This is a genomic window from Glycomyces mayteni (assembly GCF_042428885.1).
Lineage (GTDB): Bacteria > Actinomycetota > Actinomycetes > Mycobacteriales > Micromonosporaceae > Glycomyces > Glycomyces mayteni.
The window spans coordinates 402502-418216 of the sequence record NZ_JBHMBP010000003.1; the positions used below are offsets into that span (position 1 = coordinate 402502).

The 15715-nt window shown below is 73.6% G+C and carries 13 protein-coding genes, 1 other RNA gene and 1 pseudogene; 6 read left to right on the top strand and 9 right to left on the bottom strand.

Going from position 1 to position 15715, the window contains the following annotated elements; genetic code table 11:
* Window positions 1-17: 17 nt before the first annotated feature.
* Both ACFFXY_RS14395 and ilvA read right to left on the bottom strand, forming a co-directional pair.
* On the bottom strand, window positions 18-707 hold the full coding sequence (locus ACFFXY_RS14395; RefSeq protein WP_382351589.1) for a uracil-DNA glycosylase: 690 nt from the start codon (window positions 705-707) through the stop codon (window positions 18-20).
* 3 nt (window positions 708-710) lie between these two features.
* A complete protein-coding gene (ilvA, locus tag ACFFXY_RS14400; protein ID WP_382351592.1) occupies window positions 711-1925 on the bottom strand; it encodes a threonine ammonia-lyase in 1215 nt (404 codons plus the stop codon).
* Between the two features lie 389 nt (window positions 1926-2314).
* Here ilvA and ACFFXY_RS14405 point away from each other — a divergent pair, with 389 nt between their 5' ends.
* Complete coding sequence (locus tag ACFFXY_RS14405; protein ID WP_382351595.1) at window positions 2315-3592, top strand: ABC transporter ATP-binding protein; 1278 nt, start codon at window positions 2315-2317, stop codon at window positions 3590-3592.
* A gap of 48 nt (window positions 3593-3640) precedes the next feature.
* Here the strand turns inward: ACFFXY_RS14405 and greA are convergent, their stop codons facing one another.
* Together greA and ACFFXY_RS14415 are read right to left on the bottom strand one after the other, a co-directional pair.
* Window positions 3641-4135 carry a transcription elongation factor GreA gene (gene greA / locus ACFFXY_RS14410; RefSeq protein WP_382351598.1) on the bottom strand — a complete coding sequence of 165 codons (495 nt, stop codon included), beginning with the start codon at window positions 4133-4135 and terminating at the stop codon, window positions 3641-3643.
* A gap of 132 nt (window positions 4136-4267) precedes the next feature.
* A complete protein-coding gene (locus ACFFXY_RS14415) occupies window positions 4268-4711 on the bottom strand; it encodes a DUF4307 domain-containing protein (protein ID WP_382351601.1) in 444 nt (147 codons plus the stop codon).
* A 208-nt stretch (window positions 4712-4919) separates the two neighbouring features.
* Here ACFFXY_RS14415 and mca point away from each other — a divergent pair, with 208 nt between their 5' ends.
* Together mca and ACFFXY_RS14425 are read left to right on the top strand one after the other, a co-directional pair.
* Entirely contained in the window at window positions 4920-5771 is an 852-nt protein-coding gene (gene mca, locus ACFFXY_RS14420) for a mycothiol conjugate amidase Mca (protein ID WP_382351604.1), read from the top strand.
* A 267-nt stretch (window positions 5772-6038) separates the two neighbouring features.
* Window positions 6039-6623: a YqgE/AlgH family protein gene (locus ACFFXY_RS14425; protein ID WP_360056441.1), complete on the top strand. Its 585-nt coding sequence runs from the start codon at window positions 6039-6041 to the stop codon at window positions 6621-6623.
* A gap of 111 nt (window positions 6624-6734) precedes the next feature.
* Here ACFFXY_RS14425 and ACFFXY_RS14430 read toward each other — a convergent pair.
* A pseudogene (locus ACFFXY_RS14430) lies at window positions 6735-7115 on the bottom strand (DUF2269 family protein); the annotation flags it as partial.
* A gap of 24 nt (window positions 7116-7139) precedes the next feature.
* Window positions 7140-10235, bottom strand: a complete 3096-nt coding sequence (locus ACFFXY_RS14435) for an AfsR/SARP family transcriptional regulator (protein WP_382351607.1) — start codon at window positions 10233-10235, stop codon at window positions 7140-7142.
* 132 nt (window positions 10236-10367) lie between these two features.
* On the opposite strand from ACFFXY_RS14435, the gene ACFFXY_RS14440 reads away from it, so the two are divergent.
* From ACFFXY_RS14440 to ACFFXY_RS14450, 3 genes are all read left to right on the top strand, one after another.
* A complete protein-coding gene (locus tag ACFFXY_RS14440; protein ID WP_382351610.1) occupies window positions 10368-11003 on the top strand; it encodes a hypothetical protein in 636 nt (211 codons plus the stop codon).
* Between the two features lie 104 nt (window positions 11004-11107).
* Window positions 11108-12160, top strand: a complete 1053-nt coding sequence (locus ACFFXY_RS14445; protein WP_382351613.1) for a M48 family metalloprotease — start codon at window positions 11108-11110, stop codon at window positions 12158-12160.
* Between the two features lie 14 nt (window positions 12161-12174).
* Window positions 12175-13305 carry a hypothetical protein gene (locus ACFFXY_RS14450; protein WP_382351616.1) on the top strand — a complete coding sequence of 377 codons (1131 nt, stop codon included), beginning with the start codon at window positions 12175-12177 and terminating at the stop codon, window positions 13303-13305.
* Between the two features lie 88 nt (window positions 13306-13393).
* On the opposite strand, the gene ssrA is transcribed toward ACFFXY_RS14450, so the two are convergent.
* The 3 genes from ssrA to ACFFXY_RS14465 all read right to left on the bottom strand — a co-directional run bounded on the left by ssrA (window position 13394) and on the right by ACFFXY_RS14465 (window position 15662).
* Window positions 13394-13771: a transfer-messenger RNA gene (ssrA, locus tag ACFFXY_RS14455) on the bottom strand.
* 103 nt (window positions 13772-13874) lie between these two features.
* A complete protein-coding gene (gene smpB / locus ACFFXY_RS14460) occupies window positions 13875-14381 on the bottom strand; it encodes an SsrA-binding protein SmpB (protein ID WP_382351619.1) in 507 nt (168 codons plus the stop codon).
* A gap of 39 nt (window positions 14382-14420) precedes the next feature.
* Window positions 14421-15662, bottom strand: coding sequence for a M23 family metallopeptidase (locus ACFFXY_RS14465; RefSeq protein WP_382351622.1), 1242 nt, complete (start codon window positions 15660-15662; stop codon window positions 14421-14423).
* Window positions 15663-15715 lie beyond the last annotated feature (53 nt).

Consider the following 15715-nt stretch of genomic DNA (forward strand, 5'->3'; position numbering starts at 1 on the left):
AACCGTATCCCGGCCGCTCAGCCCTCGTTCAGGGCCGGGAGCCGCCAGTCGACCGGCTCACCGCCCTGCTCGGCGAGGAGCTCGTTGACGCGGCTGAACGGCTTGGAGCCGAAGAAGCCGCGGCGGGCGCTCAGCGGGGACGGGTGCGCGGACTCGATCGAGGGGATCGGGCCGAGGAGGTCCTTGAGCTTGCGGGCGTCGGCGCCCCAGAGGACGGCGACGGCGGGGCCGCCGCGCTCGGCGAGGGCCTTGATGGCCTGCTCGGTGACGGCCTCCCAGCCCTTGCCGCGATGCGAGGCCGGGGTGCCGGGCGCGACGGAGAGGGAGCGGTTGAGCAGCAGCACGCCCTGGTCGGCCCAGGGGGTGAGGTCGCCGTTGGCGGGGAGGGGGTGGCCGAGGTCGTCGCGGTACTCGTTGAAGATGTTGACGAGGCTCTTGGGGAGGGGGCGCACGTCGGGGGCGACGGCGAACGACAGGCCGATGGCGTGCCCGGGGGTCGGGTAGGGGTCCTGCCCGACGATGATGACCTTGACGTCGTCGAAGGGCTGCTGGAAGGCGCGGAGGATGTGCTCGGAGGCCGGCAGGTACTTGCGGCCCTCGGCGACTTCGTTGCGGAGGAACTCCCCCATCTTGGCGACGTCGTCGGCGACGGGGGCGAGGGCCTTGGCCCAGCCCGGTTCCATGAGTTCGTCCAGAGTTTTCGTCATGCCTCAGATGCTAGGACCCTCCACCGACACGAAGTACCCCGCGTCGCGCAGGGCCGCAACGATTTCGGTCGCGTGTTCGGAACCGCGGGTCTCGATCGAGAGGTCCACGGAGACCTCGCCGACGCTCAGGCGCGGGTCGGAGCGCTGGTGGTAGACGTCGACGATGTTGCCCCCGTAGCGGCCCACGAGCCTGAGGACCGTCGCGAGCGCGCCGGGGCGGTCGGCGCAGCGCAGGCTCGCGCGCATGAAGCGGCCCGAGGCGCCGAGGCCGTGCTCGATGAGGCGCATCAAGAGGAGCGGGTCGATGTTGCCGCCGGAGAGGACGGCGACGCACGGCTCGTCGTAGGCCACCGAGTAGTTGAGGAGCGCGGCGTACGCGGTGGCCCCGGCGGGCTCGACCACGAGCTTGTTGCGCTCCAGGAGCGACAGGAGCGCGCGGCTGATGTCCTCCTCGGTGACGGTGACGATCTCGTCCACGAGGCGCTCGACGTGCACGAACGGCACGTCGCCGGGGCGCCCGACCGCGATCCCGTCGGCGATGGTGTGCATCTTGTCGAGCTTCACGGGCCGCCCGGCGGCCAGGGACGTGGGGTAGGACGCGGCGCCCTCGGCCTGGACGCCGACGATGCGGATGCCGGGCTTGAGCTGCTTGGCCGCGGCCGCGATCCCGGCGATGAGCCCGCCGCCGCCCACGGAGGTGACGATCGTGGCGGTCTCGGGGAGCTGTTCGAGGACCTCCAGGGCGATGGTGCCCTGCCCGGCGACGATGTCGCGGTGGTCGAAGGGGTGGATGAGGGTCGCGCCGGTCTCCTCGGCGAAGCGGTGCGCCGATTCGAGGGCGTCGTCCACGGTGAGGCCGCCGAGGACGACGTCGGCGCCGTACCCCTTGGTGGCGGCGACCTTCGGGAGCGGCGCGGCCTCCGGCATGAACACCGTGGAGCGGATGCCGAGGGTCGAGGCGGCGAGGGCCACGCCCTGGGCGTGGTTGCCCGCGGAGGCGGCGACGACGCCGTGGCGGCGCTCGTCCTCGCTGAGGCCGGAGACGCGCATGTAAGCGCCGCGGATCTTGAACGACCCGGCCCGCTGGAGGTTCTCGCACTTGAGGTGGACCCCGGCGAGGACCGGGTCGCGGGAGGGTTCCAGCGGGGTGCGCCGGACGATCCCGGCGAGCGCGTCCACGGCTTTGCGGACGTCGGAAAGGGTCACGAGCTCCGTCACGCCTCGATCGTAGTGCCCGCGGTGCGGACGGTGCCCGCACCTGGTTCCGGGGCCGGTTCCGCGCTTCTCCCGAACGCCCCGAAAACGATTGCCAGCGACCGAAATGTCGATTCCGGTGCCCCTTGGGCGGTCATTTTCGGGTTCCGAAACCCCAGCTCGCACCCAGGGTGAATCGTCGTTCACCTCACGCGACCGCACTACTGCAACAGCGGGTGACCCCCGTTACCCAGGGAGACCGGAAGGCTTAAGCTACGAGCAGTCATCCCGTAACCGTGGCGAAGCTCGCGGGACACGTACCGGCCGCCCGCCCAGCGCCGCCGCCCGGCATGGCCGTCCGGCCCGCCACCCGACCGCAACCCGTCCATCCCCTTGAACCCCTGGAGTCAACGGTGACTGCTGTCACGCTGAAGAACGTGTCGAAGGTGTTCCCCGGCGACACCCTGGCCGTGGACTCGCTGAGCATGGAGGTCAACCACGGCGAGTTCCTCGTCCTGCTCGGCCCCTCCGGCTGCGGCAAGTCCACCGTGCTCCGCATGGTCGCCGGACTGGAGACGCCCTCGGACGGCGAGATCCTCCTCGACGGCGAGTACGCGAACGACCTGCCCCCGCGTGAACGCAACGCCGCCATGATCTTCCAGACCTTCGCGCTCTACCCGCACATGACCGTCGGCGACAACATCGGCTTCCCCCTCAAGCTCGGGAAGGGCAACGGCGCGCAGTCCGTGCCCGACGCCGTCGGCGACATGGCCGGGGCCCTGGGCATCTCGGACCTGGTGGACCGCAAGCCGAGCCAGCTCTCCGGCGGCCAGCAGCAGCGCGTCGCGATGGGCCGGGCCCTGGTGCGGCGCCCCAAGCTGTTCCTCATGGACGAGCCGCTGTCCAACCTGGACGTCGGTCTGCGCGCGGAGCTGCGCACGGAGATCTCCTCGCTGGTGCGCCGCCACGACGCGACCACCCTGTACGTCACGCACGACCAGACCGAGGCCCTGACGATGGCCGACCGGGTCGCGGTCATGCGCAAGGGCGTCCTCCAGGACGTGGGCACCCCCGACGAGGTGTACGAGCGGCCCGCGACCATGTACGTCGCGGCGTTCCTCGGCACCCCGCGCATGAACCTCCTCGAAGCGCGCGTGAACGTCTTCCTCGACCGCTACGTGGCGCTCGACTTCGGCGACCAGGAGCTGCGCCTGCCCTGGCACGACCTGCGCGGCCGGGCCGTCGCCCGCTACCACGGGGAGAACATCGTCGTCGGGATGCGCGCGGAGGCGCTCGCGCCCGTCGCCGAAGGCCACCCGGGCCAGTCGATCCAGGGCCGCGTCCGCTTCTACGAGCACCACGGCCACGAGACGCTCGTGTTCCTCGACATCGGCGCGACCGCGGTCGTCCCCGACGGCATCGGCGACAAGCCGGACCTGGCGCGCTCGGGCTCCAAGCCGCGGCGGCGCCTCGGCGGCCTGTTCTCCGGCTTCGGGCAGGCCCCGGCCGAGCGCCGCGGCGAGACCGACAACGGCCCCATCCGCAAGCCCGCGGACCTCGTCTTCCGCCTCCCCCCGCACATCCCGGTGTCCGCGGGGCAGCCGATCACCGTCGCCGTCCACATGGACGCGCTGCACTACTTCGACAAGTACGGCAAGCGGATCGACGTCGGCTGGACCCAGCGCGCGTAGGAACGCCGAAGGGGGCCCTCCGCGGAGGGCCCCCTTTCGCGCGCGGTGCTAACCGAGGAACTTCTCGGCCTCGACGATCTTGACGGAGATCTCGATCTCCTTGGGGGTCTTGTAGACGACGGTCTCGCCGATCTTGTGGCCCAGGATCGCCGCGCCGAGCGCGGAGTCCGGGCTGTACACCGTGAGGTCGGTGGTCGCGGCGATCTCGCGGGAGCCGAGGAGGAACTTCTCGGTGTCGTCGGGGTCGCCGTCGAACGCGATGGTGACGACGGTGCCGATCTGGATCTCGTCGGAGTCCTTGGCCTCGCCGACCTTCGCGTTGCGCAGCAGGTCTTCGAGCTGGCGGATGCGCCCCTCCTGCTTGCCCTGCTCGTCGCGGGCGGCGTGGTACCCGCCGTTCTCCTTGAGGTCGCCCTCCTCGCGGCGGGCGTTGATCTCCGCGGCCATGAGGGGTCGGTTCGCGACGAGCTCGTCCAGCTCGTCCTTGAGGCGGTCGTAGGCCTCCTGGGTCAGCCAGGTGCCCTGGTTAGCGTCGGTAGCCATGTGTTCTCAATCCTCCGATTAGTGCGATCCGTAGTGCGGGTCCCGCCTCAGCGCGCCGCGTGCCGGGCGCGGGCCCCGGATAGCGAAAGGCCCGCCGACCGGAATGCGGTGCGACGGGCCGGAAGTCTGTGCTCAATCGGCCTGCCAGCACCTCAGTACTTCACCGGTGTTGGCGTCGCCCTCCACCGGGAGGACGTAGGTCATCTCCACGCGGGTGGAGTCGTCCGCCGGGACCTCCACCTCGGCGTAGCCGATCTCGGCCCCGGCGAGGTCGCGGGAGCGGACGGCGCAGGTGGCGCCCTCGCCCGCCGGCTTGTAGACCTCGAACGTGACGGCGACCTGGCCCTCGATCGAGTCGTCGTAGGCGAGCAGGCGCTCGGTGACGTCGTTCTGGCCGTTCGCCTGGACCAGGAGCCAGGCGGCGACGACGCCCGCGGTGATCACCCCGGCCGTGAGGACCGCGGTCACCCCCGGGCGGCGCTTGGAGGGTTCGCGGCGGTGACCGTAGCGACCGTCGGGGAAGGACACGTCAGCCGTTTCCGGCACGCGTCCGTCCGTGGTCTGCGTCTCAGTCATTGGCGCGGCTTTCCTTCGCGATCAGCGGCTTCGCCGCCGGGAGTCCGGATTCCGGGAGAAACCGGGAAGCATTGATTATCGAGTATCGTTGCACAGAATGCCGGAGCCGACAACTACCGCGGTGCGCGAGTCGGTCCGAGCGATGAGGATCCCTGTCTCCCAGCCAGCGAGGTCGACTGCTGTGACGAACCGAAGCACCCTGCGTCTGATGTGCGTGCACGCCCACCCCGACGACGAGTCGAGCAAGGGCGCCGGGACGATGGCGCGCTACGTGCGCGAAGGCATCGAGGTCCTCGTGGTCACGTGTACCGGCGGCGAGCGCGGCGACGTCCTCAACCCCAAGATGGACCGCCCCGAGATCCAGGAGAACCTCCCCCGCGTGCGCAGCGAGGAGATGGCCCGCGCCCGCGAGATCCTCGGCGTGCAGCAGCACTGGCTCGGGTTCACCGACTCAGGCCTGCCCGACGGGTGGCTCCCCGACTCCGGCATCGCGCTCCCCGACGACGCGTTCTACCTGGTGCCCACCGAGGAGGCGGCCGCGCCGCTGGTGGAGATCATGCGCTCGTTCCGGCCCCACGTCGTCACCACGTACGACGAGGAGGGCGGCTACCCGCACCCCGACCACGTCAAGACCCACGAGATCTCCGTGGCGGCCTTCGACGCCGCCGGGGACCCGGAGCGGTACGCCGACCGCGGCGAGCCGTGGCAGCCGCTGAAGCTGTACTACAACCACGGCTTCGGCAAGGCGCGCATCGAGGCCCTGCACTACGCGATGGTCGACGCGGGCCTGGAGTCGCCGTACAAGGACTGGATGGACGCCGGGGACTGGACCCGCGACAAGAGCGAGCGGGTGACCACCCGCGTCGAGTGCGCCGAGTACTTCGAGATCCGCGACGCGGCCCTGAAGGCCCACGCGACCCAGGTCGACCCGGACGGGTTCTGGTTCGCCGTGCCGCGCGCGATCCAGGAGAAGGCGTGGCCGACCGAGGACTACGAGCTCGTCGAGTCCCGCATCGAGTCGCGCCTGCCCGAGGACGACCTCTTCGCCGGGCTCCGGTAGCGCCGGTCTTATATCACTTGGGCCCCAGGGGAACCTGGGGCCCCTTTCTCCACTTGCGACGACCTCCTCGACGGCGGATCGTCCCCTCCTGCGCACCCTCCGTGAGGAAACAACTGTCGGGCTCCCGACACCACGGTGTAATTCTCCGGAAAGTGCGAGAACCTTGCTGCAAGCGCGCTCCCGCGGGATACCGTGCGGGTGAAACCGGGCCGCACCCAGGACCCCGAGCACTCCTTGCTGAGGCGGGCGCAGAACGGAGGTGGAGCCATGGTGAGCCGTGAGACGACGCCCGCGCGGACGAGGTCGTTCGTGGGCAGTCTGCTCGTCGCCACGCCGAGTCTTCAGGACCCCAACTTCGACCGCACCGTCGTCATCGGGGTCGGGCACGAGTCCGACGGCGTCCTCGGCGTGGTCCTCAACCGCGCCACCGAACGCAAGGTCGCCCACTACCTGGACCAGTGGGCGGTGCTCGCCGGGCACCCGGCGGTCCTGTTCGAGGGCGGGCCGGTCCAGCCCGACGCCGCGATCGGCCTCGGCTGGCGCAAGGCCGACGCGCCCTTCTCCGACGCGTTCCGGCCCGTGCTCGGGCGACTCGGCACCCTCGACCTGTCCCGGGACCCCGACGAGGTCGCGCCGCTGCTGGAGGGCATGCGCGTCTTCACCGGGTACGCGGGCTGGTCGCCGGGCCAGCTGGAGTCCGAGATCGAGGCGGGCGCGTGGATGGTCTTCGACGCCCTCCCCGCCGACCCGTTCTCCGCGAGCCCCGAGGACCTGTGGTCGATGGTGTGGAAGCGCCAGGGCGGCATGCTGTCCGCGGTCGCGCACTACCCGTCCGACCCGGCGATGAACTGACGCGCCGGGACGCGGCCACGGCGAACGCCTGCGGAGCCGTAAATTCGCACCGGGCCGCCAGGCCATGAGGATGACCACGGCGGTGTAGAAGACGAGGTTGAGGCCGGAGAGGGCCAGGAGGCGGCCGCGGTGCTGCTCCAGCAGCTCCCCGTCCATGACCCCGTGCGCGTCCTGGAGCTCCTTGCCGATGCGCGCGAGCACCGCGGGGATGACGGCCGCGCCGTTGACGACGGCCACGACGTACAGGGTCGAGGCGATGATGAGCCAGGCGTCGGCGAAGGAGTAGCGGTCGCTGGTGGTCGTCGCGAGCACCCCGAACAGGGCCGCGACCAGGGTGAGGGCGTTGAACAGCATGGTGCGCCGCCCGGCCTGGTGAACGCGGTCGCCGTCCCTCTCGCGCAGCCCCCGCTCCCCCAGCCACGGCATGAGCATGGCCGGGCCGACGCAAACGACCACGCCCAGCACGTGCAGGACCACCAACAACGTGTGCATAGTGTGATCTTAAGGACATAGCACTCAGCGGGCGGTGGAAACGGCCGCTCCGAGGACGCGCAGCGACCACTCCTCCCCGGCCCGGTGCCCGGCGGCGCGGTGCGCGTCGCGGGCGGACTCGGCGAGGGCGCGGGCGCCGTCCGCGTCGCCGCGGAGGAGCCTCACCTCGGCCGTCAGGTTGCGCGCCATGGCCTCAGCGGTCCGGTACCCGCCGTCCTCGGCGAGCGCGAGGAGCTGCGCCGCGTCGGCTTCGGCGGCGTCGGCCGCGCCGAGCGCGATCCGCGCGGCGGACCGCTCGACGAGGGCCCTGATCCGGGTGGAGGCGAGTTCGCCGCGGACGAGGCCGAGGACCTGCGCGGCGGCGGCCACGGCCTCCTCGTGCCGCCCGGCCCCGTTGAGCGCGGCGGCGGCCGCGGCGAGCCCGATGGCCTTGCTGGCGCGGTCGCCGCGCAGGTCAGCCTGGCGGACCACCATGTCCGCGTAGGCGAGCGCGTCCTCGTGGCGGCCCTGCGCGGCGCACAGGTCCGCGAGGAACGCAGCGGTCGAGGCGCCGAGCTCCCGCTCCCCCGCGCCGACCTCGATCGCGGTGACCCGGTCGAGCGCGCGTGCGGCGGCGGGCACGTCGCCGAGGGCGATCGACACGGCCGCGAGGCCGCGCAGGTGCGAGGCGGCCAGCGCGGTGTCCCCGGCGGTCTCGGCGAGCGCGAGGGCCTCGGTGAGGAGGCGGTGCCCGGTGCGGGGTTCGCCGAGGTCGGCGGCGATGACGGCGAGGGCGCCGAGGTTGACGCTGGCGGCGCGGGTGCGGCCCGCGGCGCGGTTCATGGCGAGGGCCGCTTCGCCGTGGTCCCGTGCGGTGCGGGGGCGGCCGAGGTTCCAGGTGGCGAGGGCGAGGTTGTGGCGGGCGGAGGCTTCGCCGAAGTCCCAGCCGAGGCGGCGGGCGCGGTCGGCGGCGCGTTCGGCGTGGCGGGCGGCGTCGGTGAAGTCGCGGGACTTGACGTAGGCGGTGGACATGCACAGTTCGGCGGCGGCCTCGCCGGGGAGGCTGCCGTCGGCGTGGTGGAGGGCGGCTTGGCCGAGGGCGAGGAAGTCGGCGGCGCCGAGTTCGGCCCAGGCGTGGCCGCGGAGGATGTCGGCGAGGCGCCAGGCGGTCTCGCCGCTGGCGGTGCGGGCGACGGCGACGAGTTCGTCGCGTTCGCCGTCGAGCCAGCGGGCGGCCTGCTCGGGGGTGTCGGGGGCGGTGCGGGCGGGTCCGGGGAGGCGGGCGTAGCCGGGGTGGCGGGTGCGGCAGGCGGCGTCGGCGCGGTCGAGGTACCAGTGGTGGAGGCGGTCGAGGGCGGCGGCGCGCTCGGCCGGGTCGGCGAGGCCGCGGGCGTGGTCGCGGATGAGGTCGTGGAGGACGAGTCTGCCGCGGGGGTCGCGGTTCGCCATGTGGGCGTGGACGAGTCGTTCGGCGGCGGTGTCGGCGGCGGTCGGGTCGAGTCCGGCGAGGACGCCCGCGGCCTCGGTGGAGAGGGACCTGACGGGGACGGGGGCGAGGAGGCGCAGGATGCGCCGGGCGTCTTCGGGGAGGGCCCGGTAGGAGCGGTCGAAGACGGCGGCGACGCCTTCGGCGGGGGCGCCGGGGCGGTCGGGGTTGGCGGCGGCGAGGCGCAGGGCGAGCGGGAGGTATCCGGCGGCGCGGGCGAGGTCGGCGAGGTCGGGCCGGTCGGCGGCGCGGGGGAGGCGCATGAGGGCCTTGAGGAGCGCGGTGGCGTCGGCGGGGGCGAGGGGTGCGAGGCGGAGGCGGTGGGCGCCGTGGGGGGCGAGGTCGTCGAGGCGGTCGCGGCTGGTGGCGATGACGAGGGAGCCGGGTCCGGCGGGCAGGAGCGGGGCGATCTGGGCGGCGGACTCGGCGTCGTCGAGGAGGACGAGGAGGCGCCGTCCGGCGGTGGCGGTGCGCAGGCGGGCGGCGGCTTCGTCGGGGTCGGCGGGGACCTGGTCGCCGGTGCGGCCGAGGGAGCGCAGGAGGGCGGCGAGGGCTTCGGCGGGGGCGAGCGGCGGGAGCGCGGTGCGGCCGCGGAGGTTGAGGTAGAGCTGGCCGTCGGGGTAGTCGGCGGCGATGCGGCGGGCCCAGTGGACGGCGGTCGCGGTCTTGCCGACTCCGGCCATGCCGGTGAGGGCGATGAGGGGCGCGGGCGGGATGCCGTCGGCGTCGCTGCCGGTGCGGGCGGCGTCGAGGTCGCGCAGTTCGGCGGCGCGGCCGGTGAACCCGGCGGCTTCGGCGGGCAGTTCGCGCGGGACGGTGCGGGCCGCGGCTCTTGGCTCGGTCCGGTTGCGGGCCATGGGGGTCCAGGTGCCGTCGAGGGTCGCGGCGGCGAGGCCGCCGAGGCGGTCGTCGTCGCGGAGGACGGCTTCGTGGAGGCGCTGGAGGAGCGGCCCGGGGTCGATGCCGAGCCCGTCGGCGAGGGCGGCGCGGGCCTCGCGGTAGACGTGGAGGGATTCGGCGCGGCGTCCGGCGCGGTGGAGGGCGAGCATGCGCAGGGCCGCGAGGCGTTCGCGGTACGGGTGGGCGCGGGCGAGGTCGGCGAGTTCGGCGGCCGCGGCATCGTGGTCGCCGAGGTCGAGGCGGGTTTCGAGGTGCTCCTGGCGGGCGAGGAGCCGATCCTCGCCGAGCCGGGCGGCGGCGTCGCGGAGGGGGCCGGTGTCGGCGAGGCCCTCGTAGGCGTCCCCGCGCCAGAGGCGCTCGGCGGCGGCGTACTCGTCGGCGGCGGTGTCGAGGCGTCCGGCGGCGCGGTCGCGGCGGGCGGCGGCGGTGCGGGCGGCGAACACGGCGGCGTCGAAGTCCGACTCGCTCACGTCGATGCGGTATCCGCTGGGGCCCAGGGCGATCCGTTCGGGTTCGCCGAGGGCGCGGCGGAGGCGGTGGAGGCACACGAGGAAGGCGTTGCGGGCGTCGCGCGGCGGGCGGGCGTCCCACATCGCCTCGGTGAGGTCCTCGACCGGGACGGGCCGTCCCGCACGGGCCAGGAGCGCCGCGAGCAGCCGCCGCTGGAGGGGCCCGCGCAGCGGCAGGGGTCCGCCGCGGGTCACCTCCAGGGGCCCGAGGACGCCGAACCGGAGCGCCTCCGTGTCTGCCTGCACTCGCTTCACCGACCTCGTGGAACACCGTCCGGCCCAGGCTAGCGGGCGCGGTGTAAGCGGGCCGTAAGCAGGGCCCGGGAGGATGGCCGCGACCGCCGGGGCAGCAGGGCCCGCGGCGAGTGAGGAGTGGCCGTGGCGAAGGTGGGATGGCTGGTCCGCGGGCGTGGATCGGAGCAGGTGATCATCACCGCGCCCGACGCGGGCCCGGGGGTGCGCGAGGCGGTCGAGCGGCTCGCGGAGGCCCTCGACGGGTTCCCGGGGCGCAAGCCCGCGTGGTTCCGGGTGCTGGAGCGGGTCGGGTACTGGTGGTACCTGGTGTGCATGGTCGCCACCGCGGCCGTGTTCGCGGTGTGGGGCGCGAACGGCCTCGCGCTGAACCTCGTCTACGGGTTCTTCTCGGGGGTCACCGTCGCCGTGGTCACGGGCGTGGTCCTCACCGGGGCCGCGCACCTCCAGACCCGGATCGGCGGCGGGAAGTCCGCCGAGCAGGTGCGCCGCGAAGTCGCGGCCCTCGCCCGGCCGGGCGGCGGCGTGGCCGAGCGGGTCGAGGCGGTCCTCGCGAAGGACCCGTCGCTGGAGCGCCGCGTTCATCTCCTCGCGTGGGACGCGGCCGAGATCCACGGCGTGGAGCGCAGCGCCGCCGACGACGAGCTCACCGACCTGTGGGAGCTCGCCGACCCGGCCGCGGCCGCCGAGCTCGACGAGGAGATGCGCCGGATCCGGGAGATCGCCGCACGGCTCGACAAGCGGAAGAAGGACAAGCGCTGACCGCGCTCCGGGCCCTGTGGTGGGCCGCGCTGACGGGGGCCGTCCCCGCGCTGATCCTCGCGATCGGGGGCGGCCTCGTCGGCGCCGTCGTGTACGCGTTCACCGTGTCCCCGTGGGGAGGCGCGAAGATCGCGGTCGGGCTGCTGCCGGTCCTGGCGGCCCTCGGGTACGGGCTGTGGGCGCTCGCCGCCGCCGACCGCGCGCCGCACGGCGGCGCGGTCGTGGACGAGCGCGCCCAGCCGCGCCTGTGGGCGCTGGTCCGCGCGCTCGCCGCGGCCGCGGGGACCGGCCCGCCCGACGAGATCCGCCTGACCGGGGACGCGAACGCCTCGGTGCGCGAGGACCGCCGCCGGTTCCGGACGCACCGGAGCATGGCCGTCGGCGCACCGCTCGTCGCCGCGATGACGGCCGCGCAGCTCGCCGCGGTCCTCACCCACGAGCTCGCGCACTACGCCAACGGGGACACCCGGTTCGCCGGGGCCGTCCACCGCTCCCGCCGCTCCTACGTGCGGACCCTCGACGCGCTCGACCGGGACGACCTCCTCCAGCGGGGCCTGCACGCCGTGCTCCACCGCTGGGGCGCCGTCGTGCTGCGCGCCTCCGCGGGGCTCGCGCGCCGCCAGGAGGAGGCCGCGGACCGCGCGGCGGCGCTCGCGGTCGGCTCGGCGGCGACGGTCAACGCGCTCTGGGCGCTCGGCCCGCTCGACGCGTCCCCGGCGGGCCCGTTCGACACGCACCCGCCGAGGGCCGAGCGCATCGCGGCGGTCGCAATGCTCAAGGCGCCCGGGACCGTCCCGGTCCCCGCGGGGGACGCGGCCGGGCTGCTCGACGACCCGGGCCCGCTGTTCGAGGCGGTGCTCCGCGGACCCGCCCCGCCTTCACCCGCCGACGCGCTGCTCGCGGGCGCGGCCCGCGCCACCGGCCGCGAGCCGTCCCTTCCCTCGCTCCTGGACGCGCTCGACCGGGGCCTCCTGCTCGAACTGGCCCCGGGCCGCCCGGGGGACCCGCCTCGGGTGCGCCGCGAGCGCGCCCGCCTCGCCGTCCGCGACGGCCTGGCGTCGGCGCTGCCGAACGCCTCCCCGGAGGCGCTCGACGCCGCCGTCGCCGACCGCCCCGACACCGCGCCCCTGCGCGCACTGCTCACCACGACCACCTGAAAGGCGAACACAACGTGGCACTGCTCCTGAAGGCCAAGACCCGTGTGCTGATGGCCATGCGGAAGGAGGCGAAGCGCCGCGGCCAGTCCCTGTCCGCGTACATGGGCGCCGTGTCCCAGTCGGAGATCATCGCGCTCATCCAGTCGACCGATCCGACGGTCAACCCCGCCGACGTCATCCCGGGCCTGCCCGACGTCCCGCCCGTGGACGTCACCAGGTGGGGGATGCCCCCGGCGGCCGCGCTCCGCACCGACACGGGCCAGGCGGTCCCGGTGATCGCCGCCGCGGTCGCGGCCGCCCGCGGCGGGGACTGGCGGCCCGCCGCCGACCTGCTGCACCGCTCCTACGGCGACTGGGCGATGCGCGCGGCCGCCGTCCACGCCCTCGGCGAGGCCGCGGCCGACGACGGCACGTGGCTCCAGGCGTGGCGCGGCGCGGGCGGGGCGGAGCGCGACCTCGCGGCGGTCGACGCGCACGGGACGTTCTGGCTCGCATGGAAACTGCGCGGGAACCGGCCCCCGGAGGAGACGACGCCCGAGCAGCACGAGGCGTTCTACCGCACGGTCGCGCGCACCGAGGCCGCCGCGCAGCACGCGGCCCAGGCCGCGCCCGAGGACCCGACCCCGTGGTTCACGCTCGTGGTCCTCGCCCGCGCCCGCGGCTACGACCCCGAGACGTTCACCGGCATCTGGAGCGAGCTCCAGGCCCGCGACCCGCTCCACCGCGCCGGGCACGAGTTCGCGCTCATGTACTGGTCCCCCGAGGGGAACGGCTCCTACGACCCGCCGTTCGCGTTCGCCGAGCGCGCCGCCGCCGCGCACCCGTCCCTCGCGTTCCTCACGGTGCAGGCGGCCTACGACTACGAGGACGTCGACGAGCACGTCTGGAAGGACGCCCGCGTCCAGCACGCCGTCGACGCGGTCCTGCGCCACCTCGGCACCCGCGAGGGCGCCGCCGGCCCCTACGCCAACGCCGACCGCGGCTGGGCCGCCTACGGCCTCGTCAACTCCGGCCGCGGCCCCGAGGCGATCCCCCTCTTCACCGCCCTCGCCGCCGACGCCTCGGCCCGCCCCTGGGAGGACTTCGGCCCCGACGCCCGCACCGTCTTCGACGCCTACCGCCGCAGAGCCTGCGCCGCAGCCTGACCGAACCCCGGACACGACTGAACCCCGAACACGGCCGAACCCCGGACACGACGAAGGCCGGGACGCGTGAGCGTCCCGGCCTTGTCTTCTGTGGAGCTGCAGGGAATCGAACCCTGGTCCTCCGCGGCCTTCATGAGGCTTCTCCGGGTGCAGTCCGCTGTGCCTTTTATCGAGCCCCACCGATCACGCGGACGAGTCGGTGAGACGGGCTCTAATCGCCGAAAGTCTCGGACGGCGTCCCAGCGATCAAGACGACGGCCACAGCATCCTTAGATGATGCCGCAGGTCCAGGGCGGATGCGCCCCTGGTGCGGCAAACTTCACGCTCGCTTAGGCAGCGAGGGCGAAGTCAGTGCGTTGCTTTGCGTTGGCACTTGTTGGTTTCCAACATCGGTTTACGAGACGGCGTTGGCTTCCTCGACCCGCTTCCCTCACGTCAACGTACGGAGTCGAAACCGATCAGCCCCTGGATGGATGCCAGGCGCAACGTCGAGTGAGTATTTCACCCTGTTCAGTTGTACTGCGGAATTCTACCCCGTCTCAACGGGCGGGGTCGACCCGATATTCCCGTCAGCTCCCGCCGCGCTTGTTGGCGCGGCCGATGGCCCGCTCGATCTCGCGGTCGGACTCGCGCTTGGCGATGGCCTGGCGCTTGTCGTAGTTCTTGCGGCCGCGGCCCAGGCCCAGCTCCATCTTGGCGTACCCGTTCTGGAAGTACACCGAGAGCGGGACCAGCGTCAGGCCGGCCTCGTCGAGCTTCGGGGCGAGCTTGTCGATCTCGGAGCGGTGCAGCAGGAGCTTGCGGATGCGCCGGGGCGGGTGGTTCGTCCACGTCCCGTAGTCGTACTCGGGGATGTGGAAGTTGTGGACGCGCGCCTCGCCGTTGCGGATCTCGGCGTACGCGTCGACGATGTTCCCGCGGCCCTGGCGCAGCGCCTTGACCTCGGTCCCCGACAGGACCATCCCGGCCTCGAAGGTGTCCAGGATCTCGTAGTCGTGGCGGGCCTTCCGGTTGGTGGTCACCACCGAGCGCTCGGGACCCGAGTGCTTGACCTTTTCCTGCTTCTTCTTGGACACCAGGCAAGCTTAACGATCGAACAGTCGTACGTCGAAACCTTATCGGCACAGGCAGGACGGGAGGTACGGCACCGGGTTGACGCGCTCGCCGTTGACGCGCACCTCGAAGTGCAGGTGCGGGCCGGTGCTGTCGCCGGTGGTGCCGACCGCGCCGATGCCCTCGTCCTTGTCGACGTGCTCGCCGTAGGACACCCAGATGCTCGACTGGTGCGCGTAGCAGGACGTGACGCCGCCGCCGTGCGAGATGCACGTGAGCTTCCCGTAGCCCGAGCTCCAGCCCGCGTAGACCACCTTGCCGGAGGCCGCGGCGTGGATCGTGGTGCCCGAGGACGCCGCGAAGTCGGTGCCGCCGTGGAGGCGCGCGTACCCGAAGATCGGGTGCATGCGCCAGCCGAAGTCCGAGGACTTCCAGCCGTCGACCGGCACGACCCAGCCGCGCCCGCCGCCACCGCCGCCCGAGGACGAGCCGCCCCCGTGGTCGCCGCTGTCGTCGTCGTCCTCGCGGCGGAGCTGGTCGGCGAGGCGCTCGGACTCGGCTTCGAGGTCGTCGTAGTCGGCCTGGGCCTCGTCGCGGGAGGACTCGGCGACCGCGAGCGCGGCCTCCTGGTCGGCCTGGAGCTGCTGGACGGCGAGCTGCGCGGCGTGCGCCTCGGCCTCGCGGGCCTGGGCGTCGGCGAGGGCCTGCGCGGCTGCGGCCTCGGCGGCCTCGGCGGCGGCCTGGGCCGTGGCGGCGGCGTTCTCGGCGTTGGCGGCCTCGCGGCGCGAGAGGGTGACCTCCTGGACGGCCTGGTCCTTGCCGTCCATGAGGAATTCGAGGTAGGTGAGGCCGTCGATGGCCTCGGCGGGGTCGTCGGAGGAGAGGATCGCGTCCACGGTGAGCAGCTCGGCGCCGCGGGCGGTGGCGTTGAACAGGGAGGCGCGGGCCTCGCGGGCCTCGTCGACGGCCGCGGCGGCGGCCTCGTACTCGGCTTCGGCCGCGGCGAGCGCCTCGCGGGCGGCCTCGGCCTCGCGGGCGGCCTGCGCGGACTCGGCCTCGGCGGCGGCGACGCGGCCCTGGGCCACGTCCACCTCGTGCTCGGCGCCGGGCAGGCGGGCCTCGGTCTCGGCGAGGACGGCGCCTGCGGCGCGGACCTCGTCGGAGGCGTCCTCCAGCTCGGCGGCCATCTCGGCCTTCTGCCGGTCGACCTCGTCGAGATCGGACTGGGAGACCCCGAATGCGGGGCTGCTCGCGGTCCCCGCCGTCAGGAGCAGGGCCGCGAGCAGCCATCCGATTCGCCTCATAGCGCCAGAATCTAGTCCATCTGCGACGGATCTTCAGGCAGATCGGCGCGAGC